Origin of the sequence: Streptomyces sp. NPDC014734 (assembly GCF_043083325.1) — a bacterium.
GTDB lineage: Bacteria > Actinomycetota > Actinomycetes > Streptomycetales > Streptomycetaceae > Streptomyces.
Window position 1 is genome coordinate 20,621 of the sequence record NZ_JBIBYN010000010.1, and the last position, 19,531, is coordinate 40,151.

Sequence of the window (19,531 nt, forward strand, 5' to 3'; positions counted from 1 at the left end):
CCGCCCTCACGGCGCGTCGGCAAGCCCCCCGTGCCACCCGGCAGCGCGCCTGCCACCCCCCTGCCTGCGAGCCGCGAGCCGGTGGGAAAGAACCGGCTATCGATAATTCATGACCATGCAAGGGAGCGTGTCTCGAATGAGAAATACCTGGCGCCGGGCCTGCGCGTTCGCCGTGGCTCCGCTGGTGATGGCATCCGCCGTCGCCTGCGGCGGCGGATCCGACGACGACGCGGGGGGCACCACCCTCCGCGTCATCGTCAACATCTCTCCGAACCTCACGGAGAAGTACTGGAACGACCTCTTCTCGACGTACGAGAAGAAGCATCCCGGTGTGAAGGTGAAGCTGGAGCTGACCGGGACGATATCGGCGAACGCCAAGCTCACCCAGGACCTGGCGGCGGGCGACCCGCCGGACGTCGCCCAGCAGATCTCGCTCAGCGCGGAGAACGCCTCCCTGTTCGCCGACCTCTCCGACCAGCCCTGGACGGCCGACACCCCCCTGGTCGACCAGTACGCCATCGACGGCAAGCGCTACATGGTGGGGGTCGGCCAGCAGATCCAGTCCCTCGTCTTCTACAACAAGTCCGCCTTCGCCGAGGCCGGACTCGACGCGACGCAGATCCGGACGCTCGATCAGTTCGGCGCGGCCATGGGGAAGCTGAAGTCCGCCGGGTACAAGCCCCTGCAGACCTCGGGCCAGTGGGTGACGGGCGCCCAGTTCTCGATGATGGCCGACGCGGGTGTCCTCACGGAGAACCCGAAGTGGACGGCGGAGCGCAACGACGGCAAGGTCTCGTTCGCCGACAGCGGCTATCTCCCCTACTTCGAGCACTACAAGAAGTGGATCGACTCGGGCTACGCCGACAAGAGCGCCCTGGGCCTCACCTACGCGGACGGCCAGACCGCCTTCCTGAACGGCAAGTCCGCGATGTACATCATGGGTTCGTACTTCGTGCCCGCCGCGGACGCGGCGAAGAAGAGCGACGACATCGGCGTGTTCACCATGCCGACCGACGGGGCCCACCCCTCGGGGCAGTTCGGCAACATCTCCAACCCGTACGTCGTCGTGAACAAGTCGCGGCACAAGGCCGAGGCCATCGACTTCGTCAAGTGGCTGGTCACCGATCCGGCCGCGATCAAGAGCCAGCTCGCCGCCGACGGCAACCTGCGGGAGGGCGTCAGCTACCCGATGTCCAGCCTCGGCACCTCGGTCCAGCAGATCCTGGAGAAGGCGCCGTCGGTGCTCGTCAAGGCCGGCCCCTCCCAGCCGGTCGCGGGCTTCAGCGACGAACTCAACAAGCAGGTCCAGTCCCTGTACACGGGCGCATCCCCCAAGGGCGCCGCCGAAGGATTGGACAAGTGGTGGAACTCGCAGAGCTGACCCGGCGGGATCACACCGCCGCCCGTCGGCGCGCACGGCTGAAGGAGACCGCGGTCTCCCTCAGCCTGATGGGGCCGGCCGTGCTGCTCTACACCGTGATGACCGTGGTCCCGGTGGGCGTCGCGGTGTACCTCAGCCTGACGGACTGGGACGGCTTCTCCCCGTCCCGGTTCATCGGTCTCGACAACTACCGGCATCTGTTCGACGACCCGAGTTCGACCGACGCCTGGTACGTGACCGCGCTCATCGCCGGGGTCGGCACCGTACTCATGGTCGGCGCGGGCCTGGTGTACGCGCTGGTGCTCAAGGGCCGGTCGCGCAGCAACTCGTTCTTCCGGGCCGTCGCCTACTTCCCGCACGTGATCAGCGCGCTGATCCTGGGGTACCTGTGGGCGGCGATCCTGGGCACCAACGGCGCCATCAACAACACGCTCGCCAAGTTCGACATCGAACCGATCGGCTTCCTCTTCGACGAGAAGCTCGCGCTCGTCACACTGATCGCGGTCATCGTCTGGGCCGGTTTCGGGTTCAACGTCGTGCTGTTCGTGGCCGCCCTCCAGACGGTGCCGAAGGAGCTGCTGGAGGCCGCCGCGATCGACGGCGCCACCCGGCGCCAGACCAACCTGCGTGTGGTGATACCGATGATCGCGCCGGTGGTGACCGTGGCCACGGTACTCAACCTGGTGGGTCTGATCCGGGCCTACGACATCGTGGTGAGCCTCACCGGTGGCGGACCCGCCGGCTCGACGCAGACGTTCACCTATCTCATCCTTGCCCGTTCCTTCGAGGGCACCAAGGTGGGCTACGCGACGGCTCAGGCGGTCTTCCTGATGGTCGTGTCCGCCGTGCTCGCCCTCCTCGTGACGGCGCTGCGCAACCGTCAAGATCAAGCCGCGGCTGGTTAGGAGCAGGTGGTGGTCGTAACTGAGGCGAAGGTCCGCGAGGAGCGGACGGCACCGCCCGTCCCCGGACCGCGCGTCGAATCCGAGGAACGGCGGGAGTCCCGCTCGCCGCTGCGCTGGGTGCTGCTCGGCGTGCTGTTCGTCGTCATGATCGTGCCGGTGTACCTGCTCGTCGTGAACGCGTTCAAGTCGCAGCAGGACATCCTCGACAGCCCGTTCTCGCTGCCGTTCGGCGGCCTGACGCTGGAGCACCTCTCCGCCGCCGTCAGCAGCCCCCAGTACAACGTGATCGGCGGCTACGGGTTCACGCTCTTCCTGGTCGTGGTCGTGGACGTGCTGTGCATCCTGCTGGCCGGCCCGGCCGCGTACGCGATCGCACGCAGTCTCAAGCGCCGCACGCAGTTGGTGTTGCTGTACTTCCTGGCCGGCACCTTCATCCCCGGCGCGGCCGTGATCATCCCGGTGATCTACGTGCTGCGCGAGATCGGCCTCGCGAACACCGTGACCGGTCTGATCGCGCACGACGTGGCCTCGACTCTGCCGGTGAGCATCTTCCTGTTCGTCGGCTTCATCCGCACCATCCCGGTGGACATCGACCACGCGGCGACCATCGACGGCGCGGGAAGGCACCGGACCTTCTGGACCATCGTCTTCCCGCTGATGCGCCCGGCGGTCGTGACGGTGCTGATCCTCAACTCCATCGGAATCTGGAACGACTTCGTCAGCCCGCAGATCCTGCTCAGCCCGTCGTCCGGCCACTACACCGTGACGACGGCGATCTACGCCGGGATCAGCCAGTACTCGACGGACATGACGAAGGTGTTCCCCAACCTGCTGCTCGCGATCGCCCCCGTGATCATCTTCTTCATCTACATGCAGCGTCACATCGTCAGCGGCCTCACGGTCGGCGCGGTGAAGGGATGAGCCGCCGACCGTCCTTGAGCCGTCCGTCGAAGGAGAAAGGACATGAAGTGCTGACAAAATGGTGGTCGCGGTCCCGTCGGGGCCCCTGGTCGGTGGGCGCCGTGCTCGCTTCCCTGTCCGTGGTGGCGGCGGCCGTACCGGCCACCGCCGCGTCGCAGACCGGGGACGGGCGGACCTACTACGTCGCGCCCTCGGGCCGGGACGCGGCGGACGGCGGCACCGCCCGGACCCCCTTCCGGCACATCCAGCGGTGCGCGGACGTGATGGGCCCGGGCGACACCTGTGTGATCGCGTCCGGCACCTACGACGAGACGGTGGTGCCGGCCCGGTCCGGCACCGCCGAACGGCCGATCTCCTACCGCGCAGCCGAGGGCGCGCAGGTGACGCTGAACGGCACCACCCCGCTGCGGGGCTGGTCGAAGGTCACCGGCAACGACGTCACCAGGATCGCCCGGTCCGACCCGTACGCGGCCGACTCGCCGTTCGGCGAGGCGGTGAAGGCGGGTCGGATCTACAGCACCCGAGCGGACCTCGGCCCCGACGTGACCACCGTGCAGGTGTTCACGGACAGGAAGATGGACGTCGAGGCCCAGTGGCCCCACCCCGGCTCCGATCTGCTCGCCCCGACACTCCGGTACGCCGGGGCGGGCAGCGCGGACGCCACGATCGTCGACGCGGGCCTGACCCGGCCGGCCGGGTACTGGGACGGCGCCCGTGCGCTGACCGGCTACTGGTACATATCGGGGACGGGGAAGGTGAAGAGTTCGGCCGTCGGCTCGGTGACACTGGACGTGCCGCCGCCGTGCGTGCACAAGGTCGTTCCCGAGGAGACCCGCTACGCCCTGTCCGGGAAGATCGGTGAACTGGCCCGTCCGGGCACGTGGTTCTACGACCCCACCGCCAAGCGCCTGTACGTCTACAGCGAGGACGACCCCGGCCGGCACACGATCGAGGCGAAGTCGCGCACGCTCGCCTTCGACCTGACCGGCACCAGTCACACCACGGTCGCCGGGATCGGGCTGTTCGCCTCGACGATCAGGACGGGCGCGTCCAGCACGGGCGTCACCCTGGACGGCATCACCGGGAAGTACCTGTCGCACTACACGGATATCACGCAGGGCGCGACGGACTGCGGCACCACGGTGACCCGTGGCGTCGCCGACACCGGCATCGTCCTGGACGGCACCCACAACAAGATCGTCAACAGCGACCTGTCGTTCAGCGCCGGGAACGGGATCGCCCTGCGCGGCCAGAACAACACCGCGACGGACAACGTCATCCACGACGTGGACTACATGGGCACGTACGCGGCGGGCATCGCGGTCCAGGGCAACAGCCAGACCGTCACCCACAACACCATCTCCCGGGTCGGCCGCAGCGGCATCAACCTGCAGTGGAACACCGTCGACGGCCTCACCCCCGGGCCGGACCGGATCGCCTACAACGACATCTCCGGGTACGCCCGGCTGAGCCTCGACGTCGCCGCGATCTACACCTGCTGCAGCGCCTGGATGATGGGGTCCTCCCTCGACCACAACGTGCTGCACGACCCCGAACCCGCAACGACGCTCACCACGTTCGGGATCTCCGGCATCTACGCGGACAACGGCCAGAGCGATCTGGTCATCGCGAACAACGTGGGCTGGGGAAACCGTGAGGGCACGGTCATGCTCAACGGGCTGGGCACCGGGTCGCACGACAACGGTGTGTACAACAACACGGGCGGGATGACGTTGTTCTACGTCAAGGAACCCGGGCAGTCCACCGGAACGAAGATCTACAACAACGTCGGCACCATACGCGGTCTGGACGGTGCCACGGACGGCGGCCTCGTGCTGTCCTCCAACCTCCCCGCCGAGGTCGATCCGCTCTTCGTCGACGCGGCACAGCACGACTACCGCCTGTCGGACCAGTCCCCCGCGCGCAATCGGGGAATCGCGCTGCCGGGCATCAACGACGGGGCCACCGACCCGGCCCCGAGTCTCGGCGCCTACCAGTACGGAGCGCCCAAGTGGACGGCGGGCGCCCGCCGTTAGAACGGAGGCGCGACGACAGGGGCCCGAGCCGGTGATCCGGCTCGGGCCCCTGTCGTCGCGCCGTGGCCCCGCTAACGCTTCGCGGAGGCGCCGGACCCGCGCGGCTTCTTCGCCGCCCGTGCGTCCGGAACCGGTCCGCGACCGGCCGCGTGGTCGCCGAAGGCGTCCGCCGCCCGGTCGGCGTCGCCGTCGCGCAGCAGGTTCACCAGACGGCCGTGCTCGTCGGCCATGGCCTGCCGGTCCCCCTCGAAAAGGGGATCGGAGATGGCGCGCAGCGCGCGCAGACTCGGTTCGAGAACCTCCCACATCCGGACGAGGAAGGGGTTGCCCGAGATCCGCCCGACCGTGGTGTGGAACTCGATGTCGGCGTCGCGGAAGCTGCTGACGTCGTTGGCGTCCGCGGCTGTGCGCATCCGCTCCACCAGGCCGTCGAGTTCGCCCAGATGCTCCTCGGTGAGGTTCTCGGTGGCGAGCTGTGCGGCCAGCCGCTCCAGGGGTTCCCGTACCTGGCGGGCGTACTCCGCGTCCTTCGAGGAGATCTCGACGACGAAGTGGCCGCGGCGCGGGACATGCATGAGCAGGCCCTCCCGGGCCAGTTGCTTGACCGCCTCCCGCACCGGGGCCTGACTCACCCCCAGGCGCCTGGCGATCTCCGATTCGACCACCCGGTCGTTCGGCGCGAGGTCGCCCTCGACAATGGCCTTGCGGAGCAGTTCGTACACCTGGTCGGAGATCAGGGTTTTGCGGAACCGGTCCTTGTTGGTGGCCAGCGTGGAGACGAACCCAGCCGACGCGTTAGATGCCATGAAATCCCAATCCTGCGATGTGGGGAGCCGGTTGTGCCATGATACGCGGTCATCGTCTATCGATGGACGGGACCCGCGGATCGGCCGGCTCGGTGGTGGGGGCGCTCATTCCGTGTTCTTCAACCGGTCGGCCAGCCACTGGAGCTTGACGACCTCGTGCGCGGAACCACCACCCTCGTGATCGTTGAACGGGTACACACTGATCCGTTTGTCGGCCTCGGCGACACGGTGCACCGAACCGTAGTGGTTGAACGCCGCGTACACCGTCGAGGGCGGGCAGATGTGGTCCATCAGGCCGACCGAGAACAGCGTCGGGGCGTTCGCCCGCCGGGCCAGCGCCACCCCGTCGAAGTACGACAGCGTGCGGGCCACAGCGTCCGCGTGCTCGCGGTGTTGTTTCACGAACCGCTGGACCTCGACGTACGGCTGGTGGTCGGTGACCGTGGTGGCGCGCGGGAAGTGGCACAGGAACGGAACGTCGGGCATGACGGCCACGAGGTCCGGGACGAGACCCGCCGCGGCTAGCGCGATCCCGCCGCCCTGGCTGGTGCCGGTGGCCACGACGCGCCGCGGGTCGACGGCCGGGTGGGTGCGGACCGCCTCGACGGCGCGCACCGCGTCGGTGAACAGGCGACGGTAGTAGTAGCGGTAGGGATCGAGGACACCACGGGTGAGGAAACCGCCCGCCGCTATGTCGCCGGTGGCGGGGTCGGGGTCGGGGGTCTGCGCGCCCTGGCCGCGGGTGTCCATGATGAAGTGCGCGTAACCCGCGCACGCCCACAGCCGCTTCTCGTGCGGGGCGCCCCTCCCGCTGCCGTAGCCCAGGTACTCCACCACCGCAGGCAGCGGGCCGGTGCGCGTCACCGGGAGCTGCAACCAGCCGCGGACCGGATGCCCGCCGTATCCGGCGAAGGTCACGTCGAAGGTGTCGACGGTGGCCAGTCCGTTGGGCACCGGTTCGAACGTCGGGGCGGGGCCGAGGCCGCGCTGCTCGGCGAGGGTGTCCGTCCAGAACTCGTCGAAGTCGGCGGGTTCGGCCGTGGTGGGGCGGTACTTCTCGAGTTCGTCCAGGGGCAGGTCGAAGAAAGCCATACGGAGTCTCCGCGAAGGTCGGGGCCGGCTCGGCCGGCATGGGCAACCACTTATCGCCTATCGATCAGCGAATCGAAACAGTGCGGTCCGAGCACTGTCAACCACGCAGCCCGTAGACGCGCGCGGGCGTCCCGTGCAGGACCTCCTGCCGCTCCCCGTCGGACAGATGGGCGATCCCCGACCGGGCCGCCGCCAGCGAGGCGGCCCGCGAGCCGCGGGGCAGGCAGATCGGCCAGTCCGAGCCGACGAGGCAGCGTGCCGGACCGAAGGCATCGGCAACGTGCCGGACCAGGCGGGCGATCCCGGCGCCCGGCACACCGTGCTGCTGGGTGAGCAGGCCGGAGATCTTCACCACCACGTTCGGCAGCGCGGCGGCGTGTTCCACGTCCCGGTACCACTGGGTGGGTTCCGTCCGCAGGTTCGGCGGATTGCCGAGATGGTCGACCACCACCGTCAGCGCGGGATGCCGGGACGCCACCTCGGCGGCGGTCCGCAGGGCGGCGTCGGCGAGGTTGAGCTCCAGCACCACACCCGTCTCGGCGAGCACGGGGACGAGCCCACGGGCCTTCTCCGGCGTGTCCGCCCACGTCCGACCGCCCACTCGCATCCCGTTGGGCCGGGTGTCGCCCCACGCGTCGAGCAGGGCCCGGAACCGGTGCGCCCCGTCCTCGCCGTGGACGTGCAGGTTCCCCACGTATCCGGCGACCAGATCCGGCCGGAGCAGCCGCAGGCCCCGCAGGGCCGAGGTCTCGCCGCGGTCGCCGCGCGACGCCTCGACCAGGACGGTTCCGGTCACCTCGCACCCGGCGCCCGACTCCTCCAGATCGGGCACCGAGAACGTCCGATGGTGCTCGGCCCCCGGACGGATCCAGCCGAACCCCTCCCCCGGATTCCACAGATGGGCATGGCAGTCGATCACGGACATCACCCTCCACGAGTGCGTCGCCGACGTATTGACACGCCGACCCGTGCCGGTGAGTCTAGCCATCGGTAATCGATGGGCGATTGTGAAGGGCCTGGTGTTCCTGGTGCTCATGACGGGACGAACCGACGTCAAGTCCACGGCTGGAGCGGGCCGATGACGACCGCGGACTCCGCACGGATGCCGGAGTTGAGGGCAAGTCGCCGGGTCGCCGACCTGCCCCGGTGGGCCGTGCTCGAACGAGAACTGTTCGCAGCCCAGGAGAAGGCGTGGCGGACCTTCTCCGACCGCTACACCGAGCGCGACGGCCGTCTCGTCTTCCGCGACACCCTCGGCCAGGGGCTGGACGGCCGTGACGGTGTGGACGACTTCTACGAACCGTTCTTCAACTGGCCGACGTTGTACCTGCTGGGCGGCAGCGCGGAACTGCTTACCGCGTCCCGACGGCACTGGCGGGGCGTCACCGCCCAGCTCACGGAGATGGGCATGCTGGAGGCCGGCCTGGAACGCGGCTACGACTGGTTCCACCAGGGCGAGGGCATGCTGCTGTTCTACGGGCTCTGCCTCGCCGATCCGGGCGATCCCGAACTGCGGGAACTGGCCCGCCGTTTCGCCGACTTCTATCTCCCGGGCGGACCGAACTACGATCCCGCGCACCGGGTGATCCGCGCACCGCACAACGGCTCCGCGGGCCCGCGTCCGGGATTCAGCGACCACGACACGTACTTCCCGTGGAGTGACGCCCTGCGCCCCTACGGCCTGCCGCTCGACTGGATCGCCGACGCCGCCCCCTTCGACGAGCTCGCCGCGTCCCCGGAGCGGGCCCGTGCCTACGGCCGGGAGATGTGGGACCGCATGGGCCGCGGCGACACGATCGTCAACCTCGCCGCGACCGGTCTCGCCGTCAACGCCCATCTGCTCACCGGTGAGCAGCGGTACGCGGACTGGGTGACCGAGTACGTCGGCGCGTGGCACGAACGACTCGCCGACCACGACGTCGTGCCCGACAACGCCGGCCTGAACGGAGTGGTCGGCGAGTACCTCGACGGCCGCTGGTACGGCGGGCACTACGGGTGGACGTGGCCGCACGGGCTCTCCCCCGTCGGGTCGGCCACCGTCATCGGGGCGTCCAACGCGACACTGCTCACGGGCGACCGGAGCTTCCTGGACCTGGCCCGCAACCCGCTCGACGCGGTGCTTCGGCACGCCGAGCGGCGCGGCGCCGACGGCATGGGCACGCTCGGCGAGCGCTGGCAGCCCCATCTGCGCGCGACCCCCGGCGGGCGCACGCTGATGGTGCCTCAGCGGTATGGCGACTCCGGCTGGTTCGACTACACCATCATGCCGACCCAACTCCCCATGGCTCTCTGGCACTTCGGGCGCGAGGCGGTGGACCGGGAGCGCATCGAGCACCTCCGGTCCGCGTCGGACTGGGACTGGACGGCGGTGCACACCCAACGCATCAAGGACGAGGCCGGCCACGAGGAGCCGTGGTACGAGTACCTGGCGGGCCGCAACCCCGACTTCCCCGAGCGGATGCTGCGCAGCGCCCTCGACGTCTGCGCCGAGCGGGTCGCCTCGATCGAGGACGACACGGTGGATCCGGCCGTCGGACCGGACACCCTGGGCATCCATCACTGGCAGCAGCGCAATCCGGTGGTCACCGAGGCGTTGTTGCAGCTGACCACCGGGTCCCCGCAGGTCCTCTACAACGGCGGCCTCGCACAGTTGCACCTGCGCTACCACGACGTCGCCGAGCGGCGACCGGGGCTGCCCCCGGACGTCGCGGCGCTCGTGTCGGACATCCGGCCCGACCACACCGTGGTGGAGTTCGTGAATCTCGGCGGCGCCCCGCGTTCGGTGATGGTGCGGGCAGGTTCGTTCGACGAGCATCTCGTGCACACCGTCCGCCTCGACGACGGCCCCGTGCACGAGGTCGAGGGGCCCGGGTGCACCGTCGAACTGCCCGGGAACACCCGGGCACGGCTCACGCTGACGATGACCCTGCGCGCGGCCCCGCCGAGCTGCCGGTCCCCCTGGGAGGTGGCCCGATGACCCCTTCGCCGGCGTCCGGCGTCCCGTCCCGGCTGCCCTTCGCCCTGCCCCGGCTCGGGATCGGCACCGCCCCGCTGGGCGGGCTGTTCCAGGAGGTGCCCGAGCAGGAGGCCGTCGCGACGCTGGAGGCCGCCGCCCGCGCCGGCATCACGTACTTCGACACGGCGCCGCGCTACGGCCACGGTCAGGCCGAGGAGCGGCTGGGCCGTCTGCTCGGCCCTGCCGGGATCACCGAGCCGGTGATCTCCACGAAGACCGGGTGGCTGCTGCGGCCCGAGCCTGACGGCTCCCCGGGAACCGTGGTGACCGACTGGACGGAGCGCGGTATCCGCGCGTCACTGGAGTCGAGTCTGACGCGTCTGGGTCGCTCGTCGGTCGACATCCTGTACCTGCACGACGCGGACGAGTACCCGGAGGAGGTCCGGCGCACGGCGTATCCGGCGGTGCGGCGGCTGCGGGACGAGGGGCTGGTCCGGGCGATCGGGTTCGGCATGAACCACAGTGGTCCGCTCGCCGCGTACGTGGCCGAGTTCGAGGTGGACGTGGTCCTGATCGCGGGCCGGTTCTCCCTGCTCGACCACGACGCGCTGGAGACCTTGCTGCCGCTCTGCGCGAGAACCGGCACCGCGGTGGTCGTGGGCGGGGTCTTCAACACCGGTCTGCTCGCCGATCCCTCCCCCGGGGCCATGTTCAACTACCGCCCGGCCCCGCCGGAGATGGTGGCCCGTGCGCGGCGGTGCGGCGAGATCTGCGCCGGGTTCGGGGTTCCGGTCGCCGCCGCCGCCGTCCAGTTCCCGTTCCTGCATCCGGCGGTCGCCTCGGTCGTCGTCGGCTGCCGGTCCGCGGCCGAGGTGACGGCGAACGCGGCCGCGTCCGGGTTCCCGGTCCCGGATCTGTTGTGGCAACGACTCGCCGAGGCGGGCTTCGTGCCTCCGCGCCTGGTGGGGTGACGCGGGCGGTGTCCCCGCCCCCGTCGGGGCCGGGCGGGGCGGGACACCGCGGGAGCGGACGCGGGGCCGTCCGGCACCCGCGGGCGGCGGGCCCCGGCGGGTCAGTGCTCCACCGCGGTCCGCGCCAGGTCCCGTCTGAGGTATTCGGCGGTGAACGAGCCCTGGAACGAGCTCAGTTGTTCCGGAGTCCCTTCGAAGACGATCCGACCGCCCTGCCGGCCCGCCCCCGGTCCGATGTCGATGACCCAGTCGGCATGCCTGATCACGTCCAGGTCGTGTTCGACGACCACCACGGTGTTGCCGCCGTCCGTCAGCCGGTCGAGGAGGGCGAGCAGTTCCTCGACGTCCGCCATGTGCAGTCCGGTGGTCGGCTCGTCGAAGAGATAGAGGCTGCCCGATTCGTTCAGTCGTCCGGCGAGTTTGAGCCGTTGCCGTTCACCGCCGGAGAGCGTGGACAGGGGCTGTCCGAGGGTGAGGTAGGACAGGCCGACTTCGCGGAGCATGCCCAGTTTGCGCAGCACCTTCCGGTCGCTGAAGCGGCCGAGCGCCTCCTCGACGGTGAGGCGCAGCGTCTGCACGATGTCGAGACCGTCGAGGCGGTGGGCGAGGACCTCGTGCCGGTAGCGGAGGCCCTCGCAGACTTCGCAGACCGTGGTGACCGGGTCCAGGAACGCGAGATCGTTCTCGATCAGACCCCGCCCCTTGCACGCGGGGCAGCCGCCGGTGGAGTTGAAGCTGAACATGCCCGCGTCGACCTCGTTGGCCCGGGCGAACAGCCTGCGGACGGTGTCCATGATGCCCATGTGCGTGGCCGGTGTGGAACGCGACGAGATGCCGATCGCCGACTGGTCGACGACGATCGCCTCGGGCCGTCGGGCGGCGAGGACTCCGGAGACCAGAGTGGTCTTGCCCGATCCGGCGACGCCGGTGACGGCGGTGAGCACACCGGTGGGGATGTCGACGGTGACGTTCCTGAGGTTGTGCAGGTCCGCCCCGGTGACGGTGAACGCGCCGGTGGGGGTGCGCCGCTCCCGTTCGGCACCGGGCACGGCGCTCAGGCACCGGCCCGTACGGGTTCCGGAGGCGCGCAGTGCGTCGACGGTTCCTTCGAAGACGACTTCGCCCCCGTGGGTGCCGGCTCCCGGTCCCATGTCCACGACGTGGTCGGCGATGCCGATGACGTCCCGGTCGTGCTCGACGACGAGGACCGTGTTGCCCTTGTCGCGCAGCGCCAGGAGCAGTTCGTTGAGTCGGCGCACGTCGCGGGGGTGCAGCCCGACGCTGGGCTCGTCGAAGATGTACGTCACGTCGGTGAGGCTGCTGCCGAGATGGCGCACGATCTTCAGTCGCTGGCCCTCGCCGCCCGACAGGGTGGAGGTCTCACGGTCCAGGCTGAGGTAGCCCAGGCCCACTGCCTCGATGCGGCGCAGTACCGCGAGGGCCGCCGCTGCCACCGGCTCGGCGACGGGGTCGTCGACGGCGGCGAGCACCTCGACGAGTTCGCCGATCTCCATGGCCGCGCAGTCGGCGATGGTGTGCGCCCCGATCCTGGAGCGCCGGGCCGCCTCGTTGAGCCGGGCGCCTCCGCAGCCCGGGCAGGGTCCCTCGGTGACGACCCGGGCCACGGCCTCCCGGTCCCGTTCGCTCAGGGTCTGCGCGTCGCGCTTGAGGTAGCGGCGGGTGAAGCGGGTGACGACCCCCTCGTACTCGTTCTTGTAGACGCTGTGCCGACTGCGGCGGTCGACCCGGAATCCGCCGCCGTACAGGAAGAGTTCGCGCTGCTCGTCGGTGAAGCGGGCCAACGGCGTGTCGGGGTCGAAGAGACCCGATTCCGCGTACAGCTGCCACGTGGCGGTGCCGACCGCGAACGAGGGGAAGGCGATGGCGCCCTCGTTCAGCGTCCTGTTCTCGTCGAGCAGCCGTTCCAGGTCCACGGTGGTGGTGCGGCCCAGCCCTTCGCAGGTCCGGCACATGCCGTGCGGATCGTTGAAGGAGTACCGGTTCGACGGTCCGGCGCTCGGTGTTCCGTGCCGTGAGAACAGCACCCGCAGAACGGGGTGGACCTCGGTCATGGTGCCGACGGTCGACCGCGAGTTGCCCCCGACCGGCTTCTGGTCGACCACGATCGCGGTCGACAGGTTCTCCATCACCTCGGCGCGCGGCCGCTCGTACCGGGCGAGCCGGTTGCGTACGTACGAGGGGAACGTCTCGTTCAACTGGCGCCGGGACTCCACCGCGAGCGTGGAGAAGACGACCGAGGACTTCCCCGAGCCCGATACGCCGGTGAAGACGGTGAGCTTCCCCTTGGGGATGGTGAGCGAGATGTTCTTGAGGTTGTTCTCGCGGACGCCACCGAGCACGATGTCGCCGCCGAAACGCGTGTTCTCCCGACCCGGCACACTGGGCCCCTTCTCCCGTCACCCGTACCTTGCCGTCGCCACCTTACGGCATTTTATTTCCATACGGAAACCAATTCCCCTCGCCGCCTTCCCATGCGCCACGCACCCCGCATGGTTCGAGGTGTATTATTTCCGCAAAGAAACCATGCCGGTGGTGCGGGGTACGGAGTCGCGGGAGCAGGAACCGTTCCGTCCGCCGCCATCGGCCCGGAGAAGGGTCACCGATGACGGACGCGCGCACCGCCCGCCCCCAGCGCCCCGACCCGCCGTCCGCGCTGGAGGACGCGCTGTCGCATCTGCAGTGCGTGCTGGTCGCCCGCCGCACCGCGACCAACCCCGAGCACATCAACTGGCAGCAGTACGACGTCCTGGAGACGCTGCGCATCCGTGGCGCCATGAGCCCCTCACGGCTCAGCGACGCCCTGGGCGTGTCGCGGCAGACCGCGTCGAAGGCGTTGCGTGTCCTGAAGGACCTCGAACTGGTCCGCCAGACGGCCCACGGCGAGGACCGGAGGGAGCAGACGACCTCACTGACGCCGAAGGGACATACCTTCCTGACCCAGGCCGCGTGGGGCCGCCGGGAGAACGCCGACGCCGCCGCGGGGGCGCTCTCGCCCGGCGAGCGGGCCCTGTTCGCGGAGATGTGCCAGAAGGTCGCCGACTCGGTCGCCGCCCTGCGGCACGGGGCGCCCGCGGAGGGCGGCACGCCCGCCGGTCCCGGTCCACGTCGCGGCGACGTGGCGGACGAGGGGCCGGAACCGGGCGCCGTGTGAGCGGGGCCGCCCATCGCGCCCGGTGGTCGCACCGGTGGCCGCGGTCGCCGCGCCCGGCGTCCCGGAGGGGCTCGGCGCGACGGCGGCCGTGGTGGGCGCGACCGGCCCGGGAGCGGGGCCGGTCGCCGCTCCGCCCGGCCTCATCCCGCCGTCACCCGCGCGTCGCCCCCGTCCCCTATCCTCGCGGTCCGGCTGACCCACTGGGCCAGCGTGAGCTGTGCGGTCCCGGCCGTGCGGGCGGGACGCTGGCGGCAGGCCGCCGCGCGGTCGCCCGTGTCCTGGTCCGCCCCCCGGTTCCGGCCGGTGCTCTCGGCAAGCGCTCGGCGCAGCAGGGACAGGTGCGCGGGCAGGACCGTACGGCAGTCGTCGGCGGCCCGGTGGGTGGAACGCGTGGCCGGGTGGGTTCCCCTCGTGACCGTCTCCTCGGCTGCGGGGGACGTGCGGGGGCGCGCGTCGGCCGGTCGTTCACCGATCGTGCTGTGGTTCTCGGTCGCAGTGAACATGGGACACGCCCTTCGGGTGAGGCGGCGGGACTCGTTCATGGCGAAACCTCCGTTCGCCCTCCCACCTTCGCCCCGGCACGGCCCCCGGCGCGTCGTCCCCCCGCAGCGATTCCCGGCTACCACGACCGCGGTATCCGTTCCCGCCGCCTACGACCGCGCCGGCACGTCCGTACCGCGTCGGCACCTACAGGGGCGCCTGCGACGAGCCCGACTCCGCCGCCGGGCTGACCAGTCCGCACTGGTAGGCGATGACGACGAGCTGGGCCCGGTCGCGGGCCGCCAGCTTCGTCATGGCGCGGTTGACGTGGGTCTTGGCGGTCAGCGGACTGACGAACAGCCGTTCCGCGATCTCCTCGTTCGACAGCCCGAGTGCCGCCAGCCCGACCACGTCGCGCTCGCGCGGCGTCAGGCACCCCAGCCGCTCGTGCACGCCCGCCGGGCAGGGGTCCGGCTGTGCGAGGAAACGCCCGATCAGCGACCGCGTCGCCGAGGGCGACAGCAGGGCCTCCCCGGACGCGACGGTGCGTACGGCGTCGAGGAGTTCCTCGGGCCGGGCCCCCTTTCCGAGGAAGCCGCTCGCACCGGCACGCAGGGCCTCGGCGACGTGCTCGTCGTCCTCGAAGGTCGTCAGGACGAGCACCTTCACCCCGGCGAGGTCCGCGGACTCGCTGATGTGCCGCGTGGCGTCGAGGCCGTCCATCTCCGGCATGCGGATGTCCATCAGGACCACGTCGGGGCGCTCCGCGCGCGCCAGCTCCAGCGCCTCCTGCCCGTTGGAGGCCTCCCCCACCGTCTCCATGTCGTCCGTGGAGTCGAACAGCATCCTGAAGGTGCCCCGCAGCAGGGCCTGGTCATCGGCAAGCAGTACGCGAATCGTCATGCCCGTCTCTCCTCGGTGGTTCGCCCATGGCCTGACCGGGACGCAGGGGCAGGTGGGCCGTCACGGTGAAGCCGCCCTCCGGGCGCGCTCCCGCGTACAGCCGGCCGCCGACCGTGGAGGCCCTCTCGCGCATCCCGATCAGCCCGTGCCCGGTCCCCGGACGGGTGTGGTTCCCGCCGGTGCGTCCGTCGTCCTCGACGGTGATCGTCAGCCGCTCGGGGCGGTAGTGCAGGAACAGCCGGGCGTGGTCGGCCCCGGCGTGCTTGTGCACGTTGGTCAGGGCCTCCTGCACGATGCGGTACGCGGCCAGATCGACCGCCGGGGCCAGCGGTTCCGCGGTGCCCCGCCGGGTATGGCTCACGGTCAGACCGGCGCGTTCGAACGACGCCAGGAGCGCCGGTACGCGCGCGAGGCCCGGCATGGGATCGCGTGGCGCCACCGGGTCGCCGGACTGTCGCAGCAGGCCCACGGTCACCCGTAGTTCGTCGAGCGCCGACCGGCTGGTGTCCCGGATGTCCTCCAGTGCGGCGAGGATCCGCTCCGGCCGCCGTTCCACCAGGTGGACGGCCACCCCGGCCTGAGCGTTGATCAGGGCGATGTGGTGCGCGACGATGTCGTGCAGCTCGCGTGCGATCCGCACCCGCTCGGCCGCCACCCGCTGTTGCGCCTCCTGCTCGCGCGTCCGCTCCGCGTGCTCCGCCCGTTCCTCCACGGCGGCGACGTAGGCGCGGCGCGAGCGCACCCCGTCCCCCACGGCCGCCGGCAGGGCGGTCCACGCCAGCATCGCCGCGTTGTCGGGAGCCAGCCAGGAGCGGGGATCGCAGATCACCGCCGCTCCCACCAGAACGGCGGCCGAAAGCGAAGCCGCGGTCCAGGTGGCACGCCGGTCGGTGAGCACGGCGACGGTGTAGACCGACACCAGGACCGGGCTGATCACCAGCGGACTCTCGCGGAACCCGAACACCTGGAACACCACTCCGCAGCCGACCGCGACGACCAGTACGCCGATCGGGTGACGGCGACGCCACAGCAGCGCGGCACAGCCCACTGCCGCCAGTACCACTGCGGACCAGCGCAGGGAGAAGTAGTGCTCGTGCGGCACGACCGAGGCGGCAACGATGGACAGCACGAACAGTGCCACCACGCCCAGCGCGTCCAGCACGCCGTTGCGGCCCCGGTCCCGCCGCCTCCATCCGCTGATCACCGCCATGCCACCACCGTAGGGTGGACGGCCGCGCCGGGCATCGTGTGGCGTCCCGCGGTCAGACGCCCTTGGCGGGAGGGACCCGGCCCCTGTGGGGGGAGAGTTCGGCCGTGAGCCAGCGGAAGACCTGCGGCACCTGACGCTCCCAGAGTCCCGTGGTGTGCGGCCCGCTCACTCCGGCCACCACCACGTGTGTCGGGAGCACCGCCGCGCGCCGGAGCGCGAGGCCGTCGCGGTAGCCGTCGTCGCGGGAGCCCGAGAGGTAGAGCGAGACGCGTGGCGGGGTGGTGGCGTGGCGCAGGATCCACAGCGGGTTGTTGACCCTCCGCAGATGCGGGGTCCGGGCCGTGAGGGAGGCCCGTTCGGCGGCCGGGTCGTTGTAGCCGGAGAGGCCGACCGCGGCCCGGTACCGGTCCGGGTGGGCGAGTGCCATCTTCACGGCGCAGTGCGCGCCCGCCGAGTACCCCGCCACCGCCCAGCCGCTCGCGCGGCTCTGCGCGCGGAAGGTGTCGGTCACCATCTGCCGGACGTCCACGCTGAGCCAGGACTCGGCGTCGACGACGCCCGGCACGTTGGCGCACCCGGTGTCCTTGCCCGCCAGCAGGTTGGTCCGCGGCTCCACGAGGATGAACGGGGCGATCCTCCCGCTCCGCATTCCGGCCTCCAGCTGCGACTGCACCCGCAGGCTGACGAACCACGCCTTCGCCGATCCGGGAAAACCGCCGAGGAGCTCGACCACGGGGAACTTCCGGTGCCGGAAGGACGGCCGGTCGTACTGCGGCGGGAGCCATACGTACACCTCGCCGCGCACGCCCGACACCGGGCCGCGCAACTGGGTCACGCGGACGCCCCGGCCCATCCGGGCGTCGTGCGTCGGGCCGAAGTGCTGGACGGTCCTCGGCTGGTCCGCCAGCCGCTTGTCGGTGCCGAGTCCGTCGCTCCCCAGGTCCGGGGCGGCGACGACGTGGTGTCCGGTGCCGAGCAGGTCGGCCCAGCTGTCGTAGAGGCCGTTGGCGTTGTTGACCATCACGAAGACGCTCAGCACGGCCGCCGCCTGCGCGAGGACGACCATCACCAGGCGCGCCGCACCGCGCACGACGGCGGGTCCGCCCACCCGGCCCCAGAGCAACAGCGGAAGCAGCACGGTGACCAGGGCCAGGGCGACCGTGGCCAGGAAGAAGGGTGTCCCCGTCAGGCTCATCACGCCAGGGAGGATGCCGCACACGCCGCAAAGGTTTACCCGCTTTTCCGCCTCTTTACGTCGGATGTGAGACAGCCGGGAACCCCGTGTTGACGCCGGGGCCGTCCGGATGCCCGTTCGCCGTCTCACCGGCGGTGCGATCCGGTGCGCCGGCTCGCACCGCGAAGGGCGCGGAGACGGATCCGGCCGCCGGGGTGCGATCACTCACACCGGCCGCCTTTGTGCCGCAACCTCAAGGAAACGTAATATCGGCAGGTCATCGCCGCGACGGACCACAGGAAGCCGGTGCAAATCCGGCACGGTCCCGCCACTGTGACCGGGGAGTGCACCCCTTCGGCATGCCACCGCGCGCGGCGCGGGAGGGCGGGAGGAACGTCGATCCGGGAGTCAGGACACTGCCCTGTCGCGGGCCCGTTGTGAGGGAGCGCGGACTCCCCAGGAGGCTCTACGTGTATTTCGGCATTCCCCGCCGCCCCGTCTGCCCGCCCGCCCGCCGTCGTGCGCTGCGCGCCGCCGCCGCGGCTGCCGCCCTGTCCACCGTCCTGCTCGCCGCGGGCTGCGGGGCGGGCGAGGACTCCCCCGAGGACCGGAAGGCCGCCGCGCGGGCGACGGCCCGGGGTTTCCCGGTCACCGTCGACAACTGCGGTGTGAAGACGACGTACGACAAGCCGCCCGCACGCGTCGTCACCATCCACCAGCACCCGGCGGAGCTGATGCTCGCCCTGGGGCTCAAGGACCGCATGGTCGGCACCGCGTTCCCCGACTCCGCCGTCCTGCCCGAGCTGAGGAAGGACTTCGAGGCGATCCCCGAGCTGGCACGCAAGGAGCCGTCGTTCGAGTCGATCCTGGACGCGGAGCCGGACTTCGTCTACGGCGGCTACGGCAGCGCGTTCGCCGAGAACGAGGGCCGTTCCCGCAAGGCGTTCGCCGACGCGGGCATCGACACCTACCTCAACCGCGAGTACTGCGCCAAGAACAAGCCCGTGACGATGCGGGACACCTACGAGGAGATCCGTACCGTCGGCAGCGTCTTCGGCATACCGGACCGCGCCGACAAGCTGGTGACCGAACTCCGCGGACGCGTCGACAAGGCCGCCACCGCCGTCAAGAACGCCCCCGCGGTGCCCGTCTTCGTGTACGACAGCGGCGACAAGACGGCGTTCACCGCGGGCGGCAAGGGCCTGGGCAGCGAGCTGATCCGCCTGGCCGGCGGCAGGAACGTCTTCGGGGACCTGGACGACGTCTTCGGGGACGTCTCCTGGGAGCAGGTGGTGGCCCGCAAGCCCGAGGTCATCGCCATCTACGACTACGCGGGATCCGGCACCGTCGAGCAGAAGAAGAAGTTCCTCCTCTCGCAGCCGGCGCTCGCCGACGTCCCGGCCGTGAGGAACGAACGGTTCGTGGTGCTGCCGCTGACCGACACGCTGGTCGGCATCCGGTCGGCCTACGCGGTCGACGGCCTGGCCCGCGGGCTGCACCCCGAGCGTTTCCGGTGACGCGGAC

16 protein-coding genes and 1 riboswitch are annotated in these 19,531 nt (G+C 70.7%); of the genes, 8 read left to right on the forward strand and 8 right to left on the reverse strand.

Going from position 1 to position 19,531, the window contains the following annotated elements:
• Positions 1-136: 136 nt before the first annotated feature.
• The 4 genes from ACF1CT_RS17735 to ACF1CT_RS17750 are packed head-to-tail and all read left to right on the forward strand — an operon-like array spanning position 137 to position 5,243.
• A complete protein-coding gene (locus ACF1CT_RS17735; RefSeq protein ID WP_391784777.1) occupies positions 137-1,381 on the forward strand; it encodes an ABC transporter substrate-binding protein in 1,245 nt (414 codons plus the stop codon).
• Entirely contained in the window at positions 1,360-2,286 is a 927-nt protein-coding gene (locus tag ACF1CT_RS17740) for a carbohydrate ABC transporter permease (RefSeq protein ID WP_391784778.1), read from the forward strand. Before ACF1CT_RS17735 ends, ACF1CT_RS17740 begins: the two co-directional genes overlap by 22 nt.
• Positions 2,287-2,295: 9 nt before the next feature.
• Complete coding sequence (locus ACF1CT_RS17745) at positions 2,296-3,207, forward strand: carbohydrate ABC transporter permease (RefSeq protein WP_391784779.1); 912 nt, start codon at positions 2,296-2,298, stop codon at positions 3,205-3,207.
• A 47-nt stretch (positions 3,208-3,254) separates the two neighbouring features.
• A complete protein-coding gene (locus ACF1CT_RS17750) occupies positions 3,255-5,243 on the forward strand; it encodes a right-handed parallel beta-helix repeat-containing protein (protein WP_391784780.1) in 1,989 nt (662 codons plus the stop codon).
• A gap of 71 nt (positions 5,244-5,314) precedes the next feature.
• On the opposite strand, the gene ACF1CT_RS17755 is transcribed toward ACF1CT_RS17750, so the two are convergent.
• From ACF1CT_RS17755 to ACF1CT_RS17765, 3 genes are all read right to left on the reverse strand, one after another.
• Positions 5,315-6,049: a GntR family transcriptional regulator gene (locus tag ACF1CT_RS17755; protein WP_391784781.1), complete on the reverse strand. Its 735-nt coding sequence runs from the start codon at positions 6,047-6,049 to the stop codon at positions 5,315-5,317.
• Positions 6,050-6,154: 105 nt separating this feature from the next.
• Entirely contained in the window at positions 6,155-7,141 is a 987-nt protein-coding gene (locus ACF1CT_RS17760) for an acetylxylan esterase (protein WP_391784782.1), read from the reverse strand.
• 97 nt (positions 7,142-7,238) lie between these two features.
• Positions 7,239-8,066 carry an amidohydrolase family protein gene (locus ACF1CT_RS17765; protein WP_391784783.1) on the reverse strand — a complete coding sequence of 276 codons (828 nt, stop codon included), beginning with the start codon at positions 8,064-8,066 and terminating at the stop codon, positions 7,239-7,241.
• Between the two features lie 153 nt (positions 8,067-8,219).
• Here ACF1CT_RS17765 and ACF1CT_RS17770 point away from each other — a divergent pair, with 153 nt between their 5' ends.
• The gene (locus ACF1CT_RS17770) at positions 8,220-10,118 is read left to right on the forward strand and encodes a hypothetical protein (RefSeq protein ID WP_391784784.1); all 1,899 of its coding nucleotides are present in this window, start codon (positions 8,220-8,222) and stop codon (positions 10,116-10,118) included.
• The gene (locus ACF1CT_RS17775) at positions 10,115-11,068 is read left to right on the forward strand and encodes an aldo/keto reductase (protein ID WP_391784785.1); all 954 of its coding nucleotides are present in this window, start codon (positions 10,115-10,117) and stop codon (positions 11,066-11,068) included. The genes ACF1CT_RS17770 and ACF1CT_RS17775 overlap by 4 nt, the downstream gene beginning before the upstream one ends.
• 101 nt (positions 11,069-11,169) lie before the next feature.
• Here the strand turns inward: ACF1CT_RS17775 and ACF1CT_RS17780 are convergent, their stop codons facing one another.
• A complete protein-coding gene (locus ACF1CT_RS17780) occupies positions 11,170-13,467 on the reverse strand; it encodes an ATP-binding cassette domain-containing protein (protein ID WP_391784786.1) in 2,298 nt (765 codons plus the stop codon).
• Positions 13,468-13,691: 224 nt separating this feature from the next.
• On the opposite strand from ACF1CT_RS17780, the gene ACF1CT_RS17785 reads away from it, so the two are divergent.
• Positions 13,692-14,240, forward strand: a complete 549-nt coding sequence (locus ACF1CT_RS17785) for a MarR family winged helix-turn-helix transcriptional regulator (protein WP_391784787.1) — start codon at positions 13,692-13,694, stop codon at positions 14,238-14,240.
• Positions 14,241-14,380: 140 nt separating this feature from the next.
• Here ACF1CT_RS17785 and ACF1CT_RS17790 read toward each other — a convergent pair whose 3' ends face one another.
• The 4 genes from ACF1CT_RS17790 to ACF1CT_RS17805 all read right to left on the reverse strand — a co-directional run bounded on the left by ACF1CT_RS17790 (position 14,381) and on the right by ACF1CT_RS17805 (position 18,028).
• Positions 14,381-14,743: a hypothetical protein gene (locus ACF1CT_RS17790; RefSeq protein WP_391784788.1), complete on the reverse strand. Its 363-nt coding sequence runs from the start codon at positions 14,741-14,743 to the stop codon at positions 14,381-14,383.
• A 184-nt stretch (positions 14,744-14,927) separates the two neighbouring features.
• Positions 14,928-15,623 (reverse strand): response regulator, encoded by a 696-nt coding sequence (locus ACF1CT_RS17795; protein WP_391784789.1) that lies wholly within the window; start codon positions 15,621-15,623, stop codon positions 14,928-14,930.
• On the reverse strand, positions 15,595-16,833 hold the full coding sequence (locus ACF1CT_RS17800; protein WP_391784790.1) for a sensor histidine kinase: 1,239 nt from the start codon (positions 16,831-16,833) through the stop codon (positions 15,595-15,597). Before ACF1CT_RS17800 ends, ACF1CT_RS17795 begins: the two co-directional genes overlap by 29 nt.
• 52 nt (positions 16,834-16,885) lie before the next feature.
• The gene (locus ACF1CT_RS17805) at positions 16,886-18,028 is read right to left on the reverse strand and encodes an alpha/beta hydrolase (RefSeq protein WP_391784999.1); all 1,143 of its coding nucleotides are present in this window, start codon (positions 18,026-18,028) and stop codon (positions 16,886-16,888) included.
• Between the two features lie 232 nt (positions 18,029-18,260).
• A riboswitch (cobalamin riboswitch) is annotated at positions 18,261-18,447 on the forward strand.
• Between the two features lie 30 nt (positions 18,448-18,477).
• Here ACF1CT_RS17805 and ACF1CT_RS17810 point away from each other — a divergent pair.
• Positions 18,478-19,524 carry an ABC transporter substrate-binding protein gene (locus tag ACF1CT_RS17810; RefSeq protein ID WP_391784791.1) on the forward strand — a complete coding sequence of 349 codons (1,047 nt, stop codon included), beginning with the start codon at positions 18,478-18,480 and terminating at the stop codon, positions 19,522-19,524.
• Positions 19,525-19,531 lie beyond the last annotated feature (7 nt).

Coding starts and splice junctions, on each gene's coding strand:
- ACF1CT_RS17795 (WP_391784789.1), bottom strand. CDS start 15,623: ATGACGATTCGCGTACTGCTTGCCGATGACCAGGCCCTGCTGCGGGGC.
- ACF1CT_RS17765 (WP_391784783.1), bottom strand. CDS start 8,066: ATGTCCGTGATCGACTGCCATGCCCATCTGTGGAATCCGGGGGAGGGG.
- ACF1CT_RS17790 (WP_391784788.1), bottom strand. CDS start 14,743: ATGTTCACTGCGACCGAGAACCACAGCACGATCGGTGAACGACCGGCC.
- ACF1CT_RS17800 (WP_391784790.1), bottom strand. CDS start 16,833: ATGGCGGTGATCAGCGGATGGAGGCGGCGGGACCGGGGCCGCAACGGC.
- ACF1CT_RS17785 (WP_391784787.1), top strand. CDS start 13,692: ATGACGGACGCGCGCACCGCCCGCCCCCAGCGCCCCGACCCGCCGTCC.
- ACF1CT_RS17805 (WP_391784999.1), bottom strand. CDS start 18,028: ATGAGCCTGACGGGGACACCCTTCTTCCTGGCCACGGTCGCCCTGGCC.
- ACF1CT_RS17775 (WP_391784785.1), top strand. CDS start 10,115: ATGACCCCTTCGCCGGCGTCCGGCGTCCCGTCCCGGCTGCCCTTCGCC.
- ACF1CT_RS17735 (WP_391784777.1), top strand. CDS start 137: ATGAGAAATACCTGGCGCCGGGCCTGCGCGTTCGCCGTGGCTCCGCTG.
- ACF1CT_RS17760 (WP_391784782.1), bottom strand. CDS start 7,141: ATGGCTTTCTTCGACCTGCCCCTGGACGAACTCGAGAAGTACCGCCCC.
- ACF1CT_RS17770 (WP_391784784.1), top strand. CDS start 8,220: ATGACGACCGCGGACTCCGCACGGATGCCGGAGTTGAGGGCAAGTCGC.
- ACF1CT_RS17755 (WP_391784781.1), bottom strand. CDS start 6,049: ATGGCATCTAACGCGTCGGCTGGGTTCGTCTCCACGCTGGCCACCAAC.